Source organism: Terribacillus saccharophilus, assembly GCF_000725365.1.
In the GTDB taxonomy this organism is placed as follows: Bacteria; Bacillota; Bacilli; order Bacillales; family Amphibacillaceae; genus Terribacillus; species Terribacillus saccharophilus.
This window is the reverse complement of record NZ_CP008876.1, coordinates 2,514,778-2,530,846: the sequence shown is the minus strand read 5'-3', so window position 1 is coordinate 2,530,846 and position 16,069 is coordinate 2,514,778. Positions and strand designations below refer to the sequence as shown.

General features: G+C 35.4%; 11 protein-coding genes. 3 read left to right on the top strand and 8 right to left on the bottom strand.

Translation table 11 applies throughout. The annotated features are described in order from the left end of the window. Window positions 1-216: 216 nt before the first annotated feature. The gene (locus GZ22_RS12770) at window positions 217-1,695 is read right to left on the bottom strand and encodes a sensor histidine kinase (RefSeq protein WP_245609666.1); all 1,479 of its coding nucleotides are present in this window, start codon (window positions 1,693-1,695) and stop codon (window positions 217-219) included. A gap of 490 nt (window positions 1,696-2,185) precedes the next feature. Here GZ22_RS12770 and GZ22_RS12765 point away from each other — a divergent pair, with 490 nt between their 5' ends. After that, complete coding sequence (locus GZ22_RS12765) at window positions 2,186-3,145, top strand: calcium/sodium antiporter (protein ID WP_038563188.1); 960 nt, start codon at window positions 2,186-2,188, stop codon at window positions 3,143-3,145. A gap of 165 nt (window positions 3,146-3,310) precedes the next feature. Next, window positions 3,311-4,273 carry a bile acid:sodium symporter family protein gene (locus tag GZ22_RS12760; protein ID WP_038563185.1) on the top strand — a complete coding sequence of 321 codons (963 nt, stop codon included), beginning with the start codon at window positions 3,311-3,313 and terminating at the stop codon, window positions 4,271-4,273. Between the two features lie 99 nt (window positions 4,274-4,372). Here the strand turns inward: GZ22_RS12760 and GZ22_RS12755 are convergent, their stop codons facing one another. Then, window positions 4,373-4,606 (bottom strand): hypothetical protein, encoded by a 234-nt coding sequence (locus GZ22_RS12755; RefSeq protein WP_038563183.1) that lies wholly within the window; start codon window positions 4,604-4,606, stop codon window positions 4,373-4,375. A gap of 180 nt (window positions 4,607-4,786) precedes the next feature. Further along, window positions 4,787-5,893: an NAD(P)-dependent alcohol dehydrogenase gene (locus GZ22_RS12750; RefSeq protein ID WP_038563180.1), complete on the bottom strand. Its 1,107-nt coding sequence runs from the start codon at window positions 5,891-5,893 to the stop codon at window positions 4,787-4,789. Window positions 5,894-6,110: 217 nt separating this feature from the next. Here GZ22_RS12750 and GZ22_RS12745 point away from each other — a divergent pair, with 217 nt between their 5' ends. Continuing rightward, window positions 6,111-6,701: a TetR/AcrR family transcriptional regulator gene (locus GZ22_RS12745; RefSeq protein ID WP_245609665.1), complete on the top strand. Its 591-nt coding sequence runs from the start codon at window positions 6,111-6,113 to the stop codon at window positions 6,699-6,701. A gap of 401 nt (window positions 6,702-7,102) precedes the next feature. On the opposite strand, the gene GZ22_RS12740 is transcribed toward GZ22_RS12745, so the two are convergent. The 5 genes from GZ22_RS12740 to GZ22_RS12720 form a co-directional block, all read right to left on the bottom strand. After that, window positions 7,103-8,944 carry an AIPR family protein gene (locus GZ22_RS12740; protein ID WP_038563174.1) on the bottom strand — a complete coding sequence of 614 codons (1,842 nt, stop codon included), beginning with the start codon at window positions 8,942-8,944 and terminating at the stop codon, window positions 7,103-7,105. 18 nt (window positions 8,945-8,962) lie between these two features. Further along, window positions 8,963-9,967: a PD-(D/E)XK motif protein gene (locus tag GZ22_RS12735; RefSeq protein WP_038563172.1), complete on the bottom strand. Its 1,005-nt coding sequence runs from the start codon at window positions 9,965-9,967 to the stop codon at window positions 8,963-8,965. A 1-nt stretch (window position 9,968) separates the two neighbouring features. Continuing rightward, complete coding sequence (locus GZ22_RS12730; RefSeq protein ID WP_051748532.1) at window positions 9,969-12,611, bottom strand: Z1 domain-containing protein; 2,643 nt, start codon at window positions 12,609-12,611, stop codon at window positions 9,969-9,971. Between the two features lie 19 nt (window positions 12,612-12,630). Next, the gene (locus GZ22_RS12725; RefSeq protein ID WP_038563169.1) at window positions 12,631-14,109 is read right to left on the bottom strand and encodes an ATP-binding protein; all 1,479 of its coding nucleotides are present in this window, start codon (window positions 14,107-14,109) and stop codon (window positions 12,631-12,633) included. Between the two features lie 254 nt (window positions 14,110-14,363). Beyond that, window positions 14,364-16,052, bottom strand: a complete 1,689-nt coding sequence (locus GZ22_RS12720; RefSeq protein WP_038563166.1) for a DNA cytosine methyltransferase — start codon at window positions 16,050-16,052, stop codon at window positions 14,364-14,366. Window positions 16,053-16,069: the final 17 nt, after the last annotated feature.

The window sequence follows — 16,069 nt, the reverse complement described above, 5'->3', positions numbered from 1 at the left end:
GCTCGTTTGTACAAAGTAATGTGGATTCCATTACACGAATTAGGAGCTATCACAAATAACTTTAGCTACTATTCTCATATATTCCTTCATAACTTATGCCCATACATTATAGCAGATGTCCATCCGTTTAAATCGCATATTCAGATGCAAATAAAACTAAAAGAAGCTCAACATTACGAAGTTGAGCTTCTCTTTCATAGATGAAAATCTGATTATCTAAGCATTATCTAATCGATATTCGATAGGTTTTTGATAGTTACCACCATTTAGCATACCTTCTTGCGGTATTTCAAGCTTAAAATGCGTGCCATGCGGCGAGCTTTCAACTATATTTATATCTCCTAAGTGCTCAATCATCATTTTCTTCACAAAGGGAAGACCCAATCCCATCCCCCGCTTTTTATTTCCTAATGAGATGAATGGATCAAATACACTTACCCAGTTATCTTTGGGTATGCCCTTACCAGTGTCGATAAAGTGTATGATGATATTTTTATCATCGATCTCTGTGCTGATAGTTATCTTCTTCTCCGGCTTGTCTTCCGGCATTGCCTCCACACTATTCTTGATCAAATTGATAAAGACTTGTTTTAAGTTTGTCCTATTCAGATACACATTCAGAGGCGAATATGTATTAGTGAACTGCAGTTCCACCTTGTCTTCTTGGAGCATCCCAGCTGAAAATTCAATAGACTCTGTGATAATTTCCACTAGATCCTCTGTTTTAAAAGGTAATGAAGAGGCCTTCATGTAGGCACTATAATTGTCTGTCAGTTGATCCAGATGTTGGGATGATTTACATATCATCTCCAAGGTTTGCTTATCTCTTTCCGTTAAGTCGTAGCTATTGTTCAGCAACCTTGAGAAACTCTTAATAATAGCATTTGTGTTCTTTACTTCATGAATCAGGCTGCCAGTGAGCTGACCTGTATAATCTAGTTTTTTCTGTTTTTCCATTAATTCATAAGAATGTATTTTCAAATCCACATTAAATTTAACGAAGATATGTATGCTTCCCACTGAAAAGATGATGACACCAATACTGCTTGTAAGAAGACCAGTTAACGGAATGAAATTTAGAGCTCCTAGTACAATTAGCACCAATGCGTTGAATGAAAAACCCATAAGGAAATTTTTAAAATGTGAGTTCCGAATTCTCAATGACAATACACATACGACTAACAAGAAAAATACAATAGCAGCCATATGCAGAAAATAGACCCATAATAGCGGTCCATACTCAGGAAAGTAGTGATTACTAGTAAATCTTGCATTGGCAACACCCAAACCAGTTATGCCTAAGTTCGTCCAACTAATGAAGTATACCGCCATACTCCATATAGTGAAGCCAATAAGTGCCTTTTTAGTAAAAAGAGCATAAGACATTTTCGTAAGCCAATTCGTTTTTTCCGTTACGGATGGTTGATTATTGATGATCCAGTAAGCCATATACAATACCGTGGGCAGGATAAAAGTTGACCCTCCATGAAACAGCTTGAACAGAAATAGAACAATATCTTCTGACAAAACATCCTTAAAATAAAGAACTCCAATATCTAACTGCCAGATTGTGATTAGGATCATACAAATAATCATCCCTACCGACAACTTTGTTTCATTGTACACTTTGCTTATGCTCAACGCTAAAAACAATGGCAGCAATCCAATGGCACATATTACTATACCAATAATCATTCCGACTAACCCCTAACTGCTTGATATCCACATCATGGATTATTTTTTATATATACGTTACGTACGTTATGTCTGATCGTAACGTCCATTACCAGGTCTTTAAGCCTGCCACATCATGAATCTATCCTCTTATATCCGTTCAACCACAGTGAATCATTTTACCTATATATTATAGCAACATATTTCATAAAGCAGTGGCTTTATGACATAGAAAAACACATTTGTAAATAATTACCTCAAACTATTTACAATAAGAACTGATAGAAAATCAATTCTCCATAATCAGCATCTCATGCAGCCTCTCGTCAAAATCAGGTTCTATTTCTGCAAAATTTGGGTACTGTTAAGAAGCAGAATTCCATAAATCTTGTGAACCCTCTTTCGAAATACTCACCTATTGCTTTTGTATATCCCCATGAAAGGATTAGCTTTATTTACACTTTCGCAATACAAGAACCTTATTATTCTCTTGCTAAAGGTGGCTGTATAAATGACATATGTTTTATTGATCCTTGGTTTTGTGCTCTTAATTAAAGGGGCTGACTTTTTTGTAGATGGTGCTTCAAAAATTGCGGCTTCGTTGAAGATTTCTCCTTTGTTAATTGGATTGACAATCGTGGCGATGGGAACTAGCGCCCCAGAGGCCACTGTCAGTATCGTTGCAGCATTGGAGGGCAGTGCTGGCGTAGCTGTTGGTAATGTTGTAGGAAGCAATATCTTTAATATTACCTTTGTCGTTGGACTCGCTGCGGTCATTTTTCCGCTGACGGTTGGAAGTGAGACAATTAGAAAGGAAATTCCTTTCACACTGCTTGCAAGTGTAGCCTTACTGATCCTTATAAGCGATGTAAGTCTGCAGCAGATGGATGGAAACTATCTGACTAGAAGTGACGGGTTTATCCTTTTACTATTTTTCGCTGTCTTTTTATACTACATTTTTGAAGTTGCCAGGAAAGATAGGAAGAACACGCAGAACACAGAGAACCCATCAACCGAAAAAGCGAAATGGGGAAAAAACACGCTTCTTACAGTTGGAGGACTTGCGGCTATCATCTTAGGCGGCGAACTCGTCGTGAGTAACGCTACTGAAATAGCCATTTCATTCGGAATGAGCGAGACGCTGGTCGGTCTGACTATTGTTGCGATAGGTACATCCCTTCCCGAATTAATTACTTCTGTTACTGCTGCCATAAAGAAAGAAAATGAAATTGCATTGGGGAATATAGTAGGAAGTAACATTTTCAATATCTTCTTTGTACTAGGATTGTCGTCTTCGATATCTCCTTTCGCAATTGAAGGCACAATATTCATAGACATCCTCTTATTGATTGTCATCACACTAATTCTGCTTGTTTTTTCACGTACAAACTACAAAGTCGGTAAAGTGGAAGGCGGCCTCTTGGCTGTCATCTATATTGCCTATATGGTTTATATCATTATAAGAAATTAAATGACCAAATAAACATTACTAGCACAACATGTAAAAAGATCCTCTTCACCAGTTTTGTGGTGGGGATCTTTTTTCTCGATGTACATAATATCTGAAAAATTTAAATATTGAAATTTATTGTAAACTGTTATACAATCTCACAAACAGTGAATGAAGAGGTGGATGATGAAAACGTTAGAGCGATTTAGTCAGTTTGTCGGTAGTACCTTTGCGTATTGGGTTATTTTGTTTGCGGTAGTAGCTTTTATGCTGCCCGCAGGTTTTACATGGATTGTCCCGTTTATTACACCTTTGCTCGGCATCATTATGTTTGGAATGGGACTGACTCTGTCTGCGAGCGACTTTAAAGGAGTTGTGAAACGTCCTTTTGAAGTATTTGCCGTAGTAGCCGGTCAATTCCTGATTATGCCGCTGCTTGCCTTCGCTTTGGCGAAAGGGCTGCAGCTATCTCCTGAAGTAGCTGTCGGCGTCATTCTAGTAGGATGCTGCCCTGGCGGAACATCTTCTAACGTCATGACCTTCCTGGCAAAGGGCGATGTCCCATTATCCGTAACCGCTACAGCAGTCACTACCGTTCTCGCACCGATTGTAACACCTGCACTCATTCTTTTATTTGCGAGCGAATGGATTGAAGTCAGTCCTGTCTCGTTATTTATTTCTATCGTAAATGTCGTCATTATCCCGATTGTCTTAGGCTTACTCGTCAAACGCTTCTTCAATAGACAAGCCACAGCAAGCGTAAAAGTACTGCCGCTTGTATCAGCTGTTGCCATAATCGGCATCGTAGCAGCTGTCGTATCCAATAGCCAGCAGCAGATTGCACAGACCGGACTGGCCATTTTCGGTGTAGTCATCCTGCACAATGTGCTTGGCTACCTGCTTGGATTCGCCTTCGCCAAGCTCTTACGAATGGATCTTCCGAAAGTCAAAACAACATCCATCGAAGTCGGCATGCAAAACTCAGGATTAGGCGCACAGCTTGCAACAGCACATTTCTCGCCGCTAGCAGCTGTACCAAGCGCAATCTTCAGCGTCTGGCATAATATCTCTGGTTCTATTTTGGCTAATATTTTTGCGAAGATGGGTAGTAGCGAGAAGAAGATAGATGCTAAGGAACAGATATCTTAATGAAACAAGCCATCCTCCGTGCTTGAGGATGGCTTGTTTTATTTTGTTTATAGAGAATGCAAACTATTATAATACTGATAAGATAAGACTCTTTAATTTCTACTTCTCGCCATACAACTCGTTTAAGATTAGAATAAGTGCTCCGAGTATTAAGCAACCGATAATAGCAACATCTATTTCATTAGGAGTTTTTCCGTCCATCATTTCTTCCCAATTCAGTTCACCTAGTGCTAAAAATTCAGCGATAGTAAGCATTGCCGTACTTATCATTTTACCTACAGTTAAAAGTGCGGAAATAAATAATAAAGAAACCCCAACAATAGTTCGATTCATTTTCCCCCTCCTTATGGTGCTTTCACAATCCATTTCCCCTAAATTTGGATATATTAACTTCGAAATTACAGCACTATAAAACCCATATTTTCTTCGATGGAAAAACCTCAAAAATGATATTAAATACATTAACTAAAAAATGCTCAACCATAGCCGCTGAGCATCTTCAGATTACATTAATTAAGCTTGGTATTCTTTATCAATAATTAAAATCGGTTTAATAGTAGATCCATTTGCTGAATCCTCGAACGCTTGTTGGATATCATCCATTTCATAGAATTTAACCAATTTATCAAATGGGAAATGACCGTTTTGATAGAACTTCACTAGTTTCGGAATGATCAATTGCGGTACAGCGTCGCCTTCTACAACACCTTTCAGTGTTACAGCTTTTGTCATGATTTCATTGGTTACGTTGATTGTCAGGTCACGTTTACCAACGGCAACTGTCGCACATTCACCTTTAACACGCAAGCAGCGGATTGCTGATAGTGTTACTTCTGGAACACCTGTTGTTTCCAAGGAGTAATGTGCGCCTTTGCCAGTGATTTCTTTTATTTTTTCAGCAGGATTTTCATTTTTGCTGTTGATTGTATGTGTAGCGCCAAGCTCTTTCGCTAATTCCAAACGGCTGTCATGAATATCAACAGCGATGATTGGGTAGCAGCCAGCAATTTTCGCAGCCATCATACCTGATAGACCTACAGCTCCTGTACCGAACACAACAAAGCTTGTACCAGCTTCTGGAGCAAGGGAATTCAAGACAGTACCACTCCCTGTCATAAGACCGCAGCCAAGTGGTCCCAATAGACGAAGGTCTGCCCCTTTATCGATTTTCACAACGTTCTTCTCATCTACAGTGCTATACGTAGCGAAAGAAGATTGACCGAAGAACTGTGACACTTCTTGTTCCTCTTTATGAATTGGTGATACACCATATTTGTTTTTACCTGCGAAGTTAAGCTCCATCATGTTTTCACAGCCGCCTGCATTACCTTCCAGGCAGTTATCACAATGACCGCAATAACTAAATCCAAGTACGACATGATCCCCTGGTTCAACAGTAGTAACATTGCTGCCTACTCTTTCTACAATCCCTGAACCTTCATGTCCTAGTACCGCCGGATATGGTACTGGCAGTGATCCATCAAGAACAGTTGCATCTGTATGACAAACACCCGAAGCAACAATCCGTACCAACACCTCATCTGCTTTTGGCTCATCCAACTGCAGTGTCTGCTTTTTGAAATCGCTTTCTTCATTAGTTAACATTGCTTGGATTTCCATCCTAATTCCCCCAGTTATACATTTTCCCATTATATTAAAGAGATTTATAATATAATTAACCTAAGTATAAAGAATCAGTTCAGAACGTATCAATCATTGAAAAATCAAAAATGTATGGGTTCTCAACACAGAATATAGTAGTGTATAGTTTTTAGACAAAAAAAATATAATGTCGAATATAAAATATATAAGCGAAAGCATGTAGTGAGGGAAAATCATGCCAAAAACAGACCGAAGAATTGAACGAACAAAAGCCACGCTAATAGCAACGTTTCAACAACTAGTCTTAGAAAGAGGCTATTCCAAAGTTAAAGTAAAAGATATTGTAGATGAAGCCAATTACAACCGCACCACCTTTTACGTACACTACGACGGCAAAGAGCAATTAGCCAAAGAAATGATTGAACTGGAGATGAAGCGTTTCTGTTATGAATTCTGCAAACCAGTTCGTGATAATCCCATCCTTGACTTAACAAAGATGAACCCAAATGAAACCGATGTGTTTCAGTATATGAAGGATAACAGCCATTACTATGACTTACTTGTTATTCAATATCCGATACCAGGAATCCGAGAAGCTTTGTTAGAGGTGCTGAAGGATATCTTCCAGAATAAATTCTCTTTTATAGGAGATAAGGCATCTGAGATTAATGCGGACTATTTCACTCATTATAGGGCTTACGGGATATATGGCTGGATATTGGAGTGGATTAGAGCCGGGTATGATGCTACGCCTTCTGAGATGGCGAGGAGGATTATTAATTTGTTGCATTATCATTCTTCGTTGATGAAAGAGGTTGAGCGTTAAGAATTACATAGATGAATTTATATCAAAAAATAATAGATTTCAAAAGACGAGAGCTGTAAAACTCTCGTCTTTTAGTTGAACGCAATTATATTAGTAATAAGACTAATTGTCATTTAGGTTTGCCGAGCTTATCTAAACTTTATGCACTTAACTGAAAAATATATGACTCTATTCTTGATCTCACACTTTATCAAGACCATCAAGTATTGGCAATATGCCTCTTTACAAAAAGCCACGTATAACTGCAAAAGAGAGACTCTTTATAACCCTCAGTTATTGTATCTCAGACTTTTTCTCCAAGGTAAGTACCCGCATAGTCTAGATATATTATTATAAATATTTTGCTTTAGATAAATGAAACTCATGTTCTTCAGTCTGTTTAGAGGAAAATATTAAGTTAACTATATCATTGCGCCCAAAACAGTAGCAGATTCTTTGATAAAACCATCCCAACATTCCTGTTTCTTCGCCCATTGTGTTACGTTCTGTTCTCCAGCTGACTCTCTTAAATAGTTTAAGGAATTCGCTGCGATTATTCTAACAACGTCCTTCCATTCATCTGGTAATCCTTGTTTATTCCACACTTCGTTCAAATTTATTCGGTCTCTGTACAAATGACTAAGCATAGCAACGGTATAATATATAACATTTGCTCTATAGCCTTTTAGCTTCATACTATCTACTATATTTGTGACATACACATTGATTAATCTTCTAGCTATTAGTTCCTTGTAAAAATCATTATTTATAAACTGAATAGGTCTTGTAACATCTCCATCTTCATTAGTTGTTAGACTTTGTTTCCAATACTGGCTATTTAAATCCATGAATCTCTTAAAAGCTTCCTCTCCACCTTTACTAGAAACATGAGGATAGCCTTCCCAAGACATGAAGTACTTTGCCATTTCAACTTTTGTTATTACGTTCTCCTTAGGGAACATTTTTTTAAACGCAGTTTGTTCTTTTCCTTTAGAACGTCTACTTATATCAACCATATATTGGCCTCTGGCTCGCTCAAAGTACCACTTGGATTCTTCTTTTCTATTGTCAAATGTTGGTATCCATGTGCTTCGTGATTGCTTTTCAATATCGGACATAAACCTAGTATTAGCTAAAAGATCAGATTTATTGATCTTATTTTGTGTGTTTGCATACTCAGATATCTTAGCTATTAATTGATCTTCCATGTCGTGGCGATCAATATTTTCGTTATTTACTTCCTTGCCAGCATTTAATATTGTTAATTTAGCTTGTACGTATACACCGTCTAAATCAATTCCATTTTTATATGCCTGGTGTATAGATGCAGTCGTTTGTCCTCCATTGACTATTTGCCAACTCTTTAGAGACTTAATCTCATATAGATTTGAATCACCTATCTGTGAAATATCACCAGATTTTGCCACACTTGAAATCCCATTGTTGTATGCAACAAATAATTCCCTTTGCTGGGTATTCTTTAACGTGTCTCTTATACCTTTATTTGTTCCTCCACGAGCTTGTAGAAATGAACGAACATTTCTCTCAACTAACTTTGGACCCCAATCATCATATAATTTTGCCAACAATTCAGCGGGCATTGCGCCGATATAACAATCTATCATTTCTTTTCCAGTAGAATTTGGAACATGCATTAGTTGAAAGGTTTTATTGTATTGAGATTCAAATTGGAGTTCAAAATCTCTTATTCCTTGCTCAGCTTCTGATAGTTTATATACTCTATCCATATCCCATACATGTACATTGACTGTTTCTATACCAGGTATAGATAATTCTATCGGCTTGTTTGCAAGATAGAACTTACTAGTAACCACGAAGATATTTATCTCGTCTATTTCACTACGTTTACCAATAATGAGCTTAGCTAGATCAAAAAAATCCATGGATCGATCAGCTATTTTCATAATCATATCTACTTGAGTAAAGAATCGCTTTGCCTTAGTCGCAACCTTTTTTATTGTCGTCATATTTACTCCTGGAAGAATATCTTTCACAAATAGCGGCTCATAATCTACGACATATAAATTAAGTGTGTTTGTTTCTTCTGAATATAGATAACCATTAATTTGTATATCTGAGTCTCTTTTTGCAAAATAAATAAGAGTAGGTTCCTCTTCTAAACTAATATACGGCAGGACTTCCTGAAGGAAAGGCGTTTGTCGTGAACCTGTAGCTATCCCTTTTTGCTCTACAGTATCTAAAAATTCATGTATAAATTCAAGTTTCCGCTTTTCTTCAATCATTATTTAACATCCCTCTAATTAAAATAAAATATCTCCCACATCTACTAAGAAGTTTTCACAGTGTGATAGGTCTATAGAATAAGAAATCTTATTTATCCCTTTAGGAAGTTGATTTGACTCTAATCTCGGGAACCCTTCTATTACATTATAAGCCAACTCTTCGTGAACGAAGAAATAATTATTATTATACTCTCCCAATTCAATATTGTTAAAAATCAGCGTCTCTCTAAACTTTACTGCTAGAGAAGGAGCTCTTCTAGAAAGTTTTTCCTCAATTTCCTTTATCAAGATCTCAAGCGTACTCCCGGTTGTATCATTTCTTTCTATTTTCAATACATATAAATGGAGTTCATTTATGATAGGGTTTAGCTCTAGTTGTTTCTCACTAGAGATTTTTACTTCATCTCTAAGTTTAGGTAAAATTGTTTTGATCTCTATTCCACTTTTCTTTCTAACAAAGTCTATTCTAAATTTAAGAGGCCCCTTCCAATCATTAATTATTAACGGTGGATCATTTGGAAAATGATCTAGCCATTTATTAATGAAATATAACTCTCCAAATAAACCTGCTTCCTCTTCCTCTGTCAGTTTTGCACCCCACTTCTTTTTAAAGAAATTGTGCCACCTATCTAACACTTCATACAGAGTTGTATACAATGGGATATTTTCATCTACCAATATGTGATCTACTATATTTTGCAGTACTTTCTCAAAGATATCATCACTTTCGTCCACTTCTTGTGAGATAACTAGAAAGTTTTTTTCCTTTAGTGGACCAATATTTTCAAAGTATTCTTGGTCTATACGGATACCTCTCCACTTTGGGAAAGCTTTTAACTGATCCGCATCCCAATTCTCACTTGTAATATCTATATAAATTCGCTTTTGAAAATTAATTAGATCCAAACCGATTAACAGATACGGACTATTAAAATAGATCGGTTCTAACTGGTATATGTCTTTATTTTCTTCAATTGTTGCACGTTTAACTAGTGCACTAAATCTTTCAGAAATGTTTATCAAGTTACTCGTTCCTTCCAACTGTTCTATTATGAACGTAACCGTTTTTTCTAGAAGCTCTGTCTTCTGATGATTCTGGGTCAATATCAATATCCGGGAAGGATAATGCTATTCCTATCGGCACAAAATTCTCACTAAAATCTATATTTAACTTTTTAAAAGGTTCTACCTTTGGATGTAGCGGATATATCATTAATAATGGATTTTCGTTATTTCGTAATTCCTTATTCTTTATTTTGTTTGTCGAGCTGCCATCTATGTCAACAAACTCTTGATTAGAGGCTACAATTGCGCCTAAGTCTACTATTTTATTATTCTTTCCTTTATCTTGTTCAATACTTCTTAGAACAGCACTGTCTATAGAAACAGGGCCTATTTTGACTGCAAATTTTTTTATGTTTTTTGATTTTACGATCGGTTTATTTAAGGTACTCGTTGTAACATCCACAACAGCTACGTTAAATTTATTGAATTTCCCTTTATTATTTATATCCTCAATGTAATTTGCTATCTTCTTACTATTAACTTTGGAAGCAGATGAGCTAGTTTGATATTTTTTCAAAAATTCAATAATAAATTCACTTGAAACTTGTTTTGCAATATGATAACGAGTTGTATCTTCCTTAATTATGAATTGATCACCTATATTCTCAAATAAATCTATAGTAGCTTTCATATTTGACTCGAAGAAAGACTGGTTCTTATCAAAAATACGTGTCTGTTGTAGACTATTCGAATAATTCGGCGTTTTTTCTGCAGCCCTCATTTTTGTGGGACTTGTTACAGTCATACTACTGTGATCTTTCATCTTAGCTGCATACTCTTCCGGTGTAACATCTAATTCTTTATATTTTTTAAATTCTTCTCTCAGTTCACTCATTACAACGGCGAGATGTTCAAAATTCTCTGCGAGTTCCTTACTAGTGTATATTCGACATAGATCCATATAGCCTTCTCTATATCCAAACCATCTTCCCATTTGCATAAGAGAGTCATACATTGTGCTGTTTCGGTAGTAATAAGAAATTGATAAACCATCTAGAGTTAATCCTCTAGACAATTTATTACCACCTATCGCAATAACATTTAAACCACTTTCTTTATACTTTTCATACTCCAAAGCATCGTCACTTTCTCCATTAATCTCCATGACTTCAACTTTGCCGATTATCTTTCTAACTTCTTTAAATACTTCACCGAAAGAGTAGATTTGGTATTGCGTACCTAAACTGCTATGAAGTGATTGAACTTGAAGAATATCCTCTTCATACAATACTCTCAATCTATTTAAATAATCACTTTCTGGATTGTAGAGTATCTCATTAGACAGTCTTTTATAAAATTTATCAATGACGCTACACATGGAGTTTTGAACATCAGTAAATCTACTCGTATGTATTAGCATAGAATTATGTTCGTTATTTTGACCTCTAAGATTTCGAATTGCAATAGTCATCAGAAATGATAATATTGCTTCTTGCATACTTGGAGGTACCTCTTTGAACAGTGCTCCGTCATCACTATTTTTAATTTCGTCTAGCCTCTCAATATCTTTTTGACTGAGGTGTCTAATATAAACCGGTTTATTATCTTCCATATATCCCGAAGTGTTAAAAAATTCATCTGGTCCACAATATTTTTGAGGTTTTGGTAGAGATATTGCAAAATCTTTTGGATAAAGGTCTAAGCCAAATTCACGATGATTAACTTCGGCGTTAATCAGTAGATTTGCAAATGGAGTAGCCGTATAACCTACATAGGCTTTTTTATTAAATAAACTTAGCAACTCTCTAATTAATTTATTTATTGTGCTTGGTTTTGTTTTACCAGCGGTATCAATACTAGCTTGGTCTGCTTCATCATCAATGATCAGGGTTGCTGGGTTGAAGTTAGACATGTTTATACTTGTTCTAATTAGATTAATTAGGTTAGGAAGTACATCTTTATGTTTTTTTACAACTGCTAGAATAGGCTTGTCTAGATTCTTAATCCCTATAGCATTTGAAGAAGAGATATCTTCTTGAGGAGTAGTCCAAGTTTCAATTTGTGTCCCTCCTGTTTTTATTCGGGCTACGCCCTGTTTTTCGCTAGTTATAGAATCTGTTGTTCCAACCACTTCTTTTTCTAATCGCAACTGAGTTTGAGTTCTTAAATCGTTATGCATCCCAGCTAGCACAATTACTAGTTTGTAACCAACATCAAAAGCTTTATTAATAAGGCCTGTAAAGTTGGCAGTTTTACCAGATTGAACGTAACCAAGAACTAATCCTCTATTATCGAAGTCACTATCTACTTGTGGATTACCGATACAATTTAAGATCTCATTTGTAGTAGAATCAATCGATTCTACTGTATCTTTGCCCCAATTTTTTTCATCCAATAAATATTTTTCATACCTTGGCCAAAAGTAGGAATATATCGGAGATTCAGTCCCCCAATTAGAAGTTTTATTTCCTTTTAGTACAATTGCTTTTTCTACATTAATAGGACTGTATTTCGCGAATGCTTCTAAAGCTAAACCTTCTATAGTGTCAATATCCATTGAAACCATTTTATATTGTAGTTTATTTTGTGCATCTTCAATCGCTTGATTTATAGGATCTTGCATACCAAAATTTTTGTATGTTGTATACAAATTTTCAACCATTATAAAATAATCTTCTTTTTTAAAATTGCACACTCGCTTCAACTTCTTTCTTTAAAATTTCTTTTATAGTGGCTATCTCTGTACTCTCAAAACCAGCCATTAAAGAGATAGACTCCGAGATTTGATCTATATTCATCTGAATGCCTGAGTTTGAAAGAATATTAGCATATTCTATTATAGTTTTTCTTTGGTTTTCATTTACAAAGTGTTCTTCCTTCTTAACTATGGATTCAGTTTTAAGTAAGTTACTAGGAGATCCTAATTCCAGAAGTTTTAAATATAGATTTATTTTTCTTTTATTTTGTTTGTCGATATCTCTAAGGATGTTGGTTAACACTGGATGATTTCTGTTGATAATATAGTTAGTACCGTTATCATCTGAATAAAGCTCCCACGTATTCAATGATCCTTTTACTTTTTCACCTGATTGTGATGCCTTTGTTCTATACAGCATAATCTCTTGAGAGAGTTGCCTATAGTATTTTCCTATAGACTCTAACCCTTCTCTTATTTCTTCCGGAATAGTAACTGATGACTTTTTCACATCTAATTTCCATTCTTCATCAGAATCATTAGAGAAATCAATTCTTATCCTAACTAATTCCGATTGTACATCTTTTGGAAATAAACCAAACCAATCGCCATATGAGACCATTCTATTCTCTCTGTAAACATAGAACCCTTGATGATCTCTCCACCCTTTTAACCCCCCAGCGTCTTTGTGCTCATTTTTATTAAAAGTAGAAGGATGAGGAAGAACATAAGGTGTAATTACTACATGTTTATTATTTGAAAAAAGATATTGTATTTCTCCTTCGTAGCAACGGGGATTACCTTCTAAAAAAGGATTCCACGGCAATAATTTATTACCATTGATCTCAATAAGTATATCTTTCTCTAAGATTACGTGAAACACCATCTCTAAGTACTTTTGAATACGCTTTATTTTACTAAAGAAACTTTCCGGCTTAACCACTCTATAAGTTCCAAAACCGCAAAATCTATCTAACTTGTCGATAAGTACTATTGTACCGTTATCTCCGTTTATTTCATCTGGACTAATACTTAGATCACTAGGTATGGATTTATATAATAACCACTCATTTTCTTTACTAACGTGATCTAAGTCCCAACACCTGATAGAAACGCTGGAATCCTTTTTGCTTATTACTGTTAATCTCTTTCCTAATGAAAAGGCTGCTGTTTTTAATCCCATGCCAAACCTGCCAAGCTCATTGCGTTCACGTTTCGATCTAGGGTCCTTAGAACCAATAGTCATAGCTGTCTGGAGCTCTTCATCATTCATACCATTTCCATTATCATAAATCTTAATAAATCCGTTTCCATCTCCATAAGAAAAATCAATGCTTACTTTTGTAGCTTTTGCATCGATACTATTATCTACTAAGTCTGCTACAGCAGTTTGAGAGTTGTAACCTATACTCCTCAATGCCTGTATCACTGGTGTAGCTGAGGGTTGCGTTATTATTTCATCCACTTATCTCACCTATTTCCACAATAATTCCATATATCTATTTTATCAGGTCGAAGATAGAATTACAGCTTTGCTTAAAAATAATCTACATAGGACAAATTTACTTTATGATAGTTGACTCTATTTTATCCTAAGAAAAAGTACCTCCAATTTAAAACCTCTGTTTTCACAATTTAAGGTGTTATATAAAATAAATAGCTCTGTATGGAAATCACCTTCCACGCAGAGCTATAACCTATAGTCTTATAATAATTAAGTTATTCAGTTGACGGTAAGTAATCAAGCATCTTTATAGCAATGGCTTTTGCTAATTTAGGAGGAACCGCGTTTCCAACTTGTTGATATCTTTCATCTTTTCTACCTTCAAAAACAAAACTATCTTGGAAGGATTGTAATCTAGCAGCTTCTCTAATACTCAATGCTCTCGCCTTAGTAGGATGTTGCCACATTGATTTACGAACATTAATAACAGTTGGTGAGGGTTCGTCGTAGTTTAAGCGTAAGTAAACTGTATTTTGTGTTCTTGAGGCATCTCTATATGATGCTTTCATATTTTCAGGAAGGCTATGGAAATTTTTACCTCCAATTTCTCGTATTTGCTTATAGCGTAGCTGAATCAATTCTGAACTTTTAGTATTTATATGATCTGATAACAAATTCCCTTCTATTTGTTCACGATAATACCTTATCAGTTCACTTTGGAATTCTTTATTATAAATATGCTTTTTATAGGTATTAATCTCTTGCTGGGGTTCAATGTCTTCCAGATCCTCAATAGCATCTCTAACAGTAAAAATACGGTTATCAGCGGGCTTTGGCAACTCTACTGCAGAATCACTTTTGCATTTTCGATGAACACCCATCATCATAAACCTTCGCCTACGCTGAGGAACACCGAAATATGAAGCATCAAGCACCCCGCTGTCCAGTATATAACCATAATGCGTAAATAACCTTTTTAAGTACTTAACTATATTATAAGAATACACTTCAACACGAACCTTAAAAAGCGACTCTTCAGTTAAGATTAAGTTTTTACAGTCTATATTTTCATCTTTAAGTTCCTGGCAACGAATTAAAAAGCGGTTTAGATCAATAAAATCTTGCATCTTTTTTTGTATCAATTTTATTGACGCAGATCCACTTAAAAGTATACTAAGAGCTTCTATAGCTTCAGAGATTATGGGTTGAAAATATGCATTTCTATTATTATAAATGTTGATTAAAGTGAGAATTTGTTTTACTTCTTTTTGCTCTTTTTCTTTTAAACGTACTTGATCTCTACTCTTCATTCTACGTTCCAATGCACGAAGACGAGTAATTAGAAGTGTATCATCAATTATGGGTTCTGGAACATCAGATAATCGCTTGAACTCTTTTACTATTATTCTTAATATTTCACTTTGGGATATTAACAAATCTATATAATCTTTTTCATAAAGAGGATGTTGATCATCCATTGAAATAGAATCCAAATGTCTTTTAGAACTAAAATCATCTTCATCATTATTATTGAAATTAGTAACAAAAAACTTGTGGACTGAAGAATTTATTGATTTTACATTCTCCATAAGGAAAGCAACTGGTCTAACATCTCTAATCGCCCTTGCATATTCTTTTACAAGCTGATTATTTCCTGAAATCAAGTAATTCTTTTGTCGGTTGGCATTTGAGAATCCTTGGCAGGGAGGTCCCCCAATAACAACAGTTTTATTAGAATCTAATTGAAGATCTTTAAAATTAATTTTAGTAATGTCACTAGTTCCCGAATCCAAAGATTTTAATATAAGGTGATCCTTTCCATCGTGATTTTTTATATAAGTTTTTTGAGCAGCAATATTGACTTCAATTGCACCAATTACGGAGAATTGTCCAGTTTGCTCAAATCCATTACTTAATCCACCCGCACCTGAAAACAAATCGAGTATTTGATATTGTTTTGTCATATAGCAGAGATTCCTTT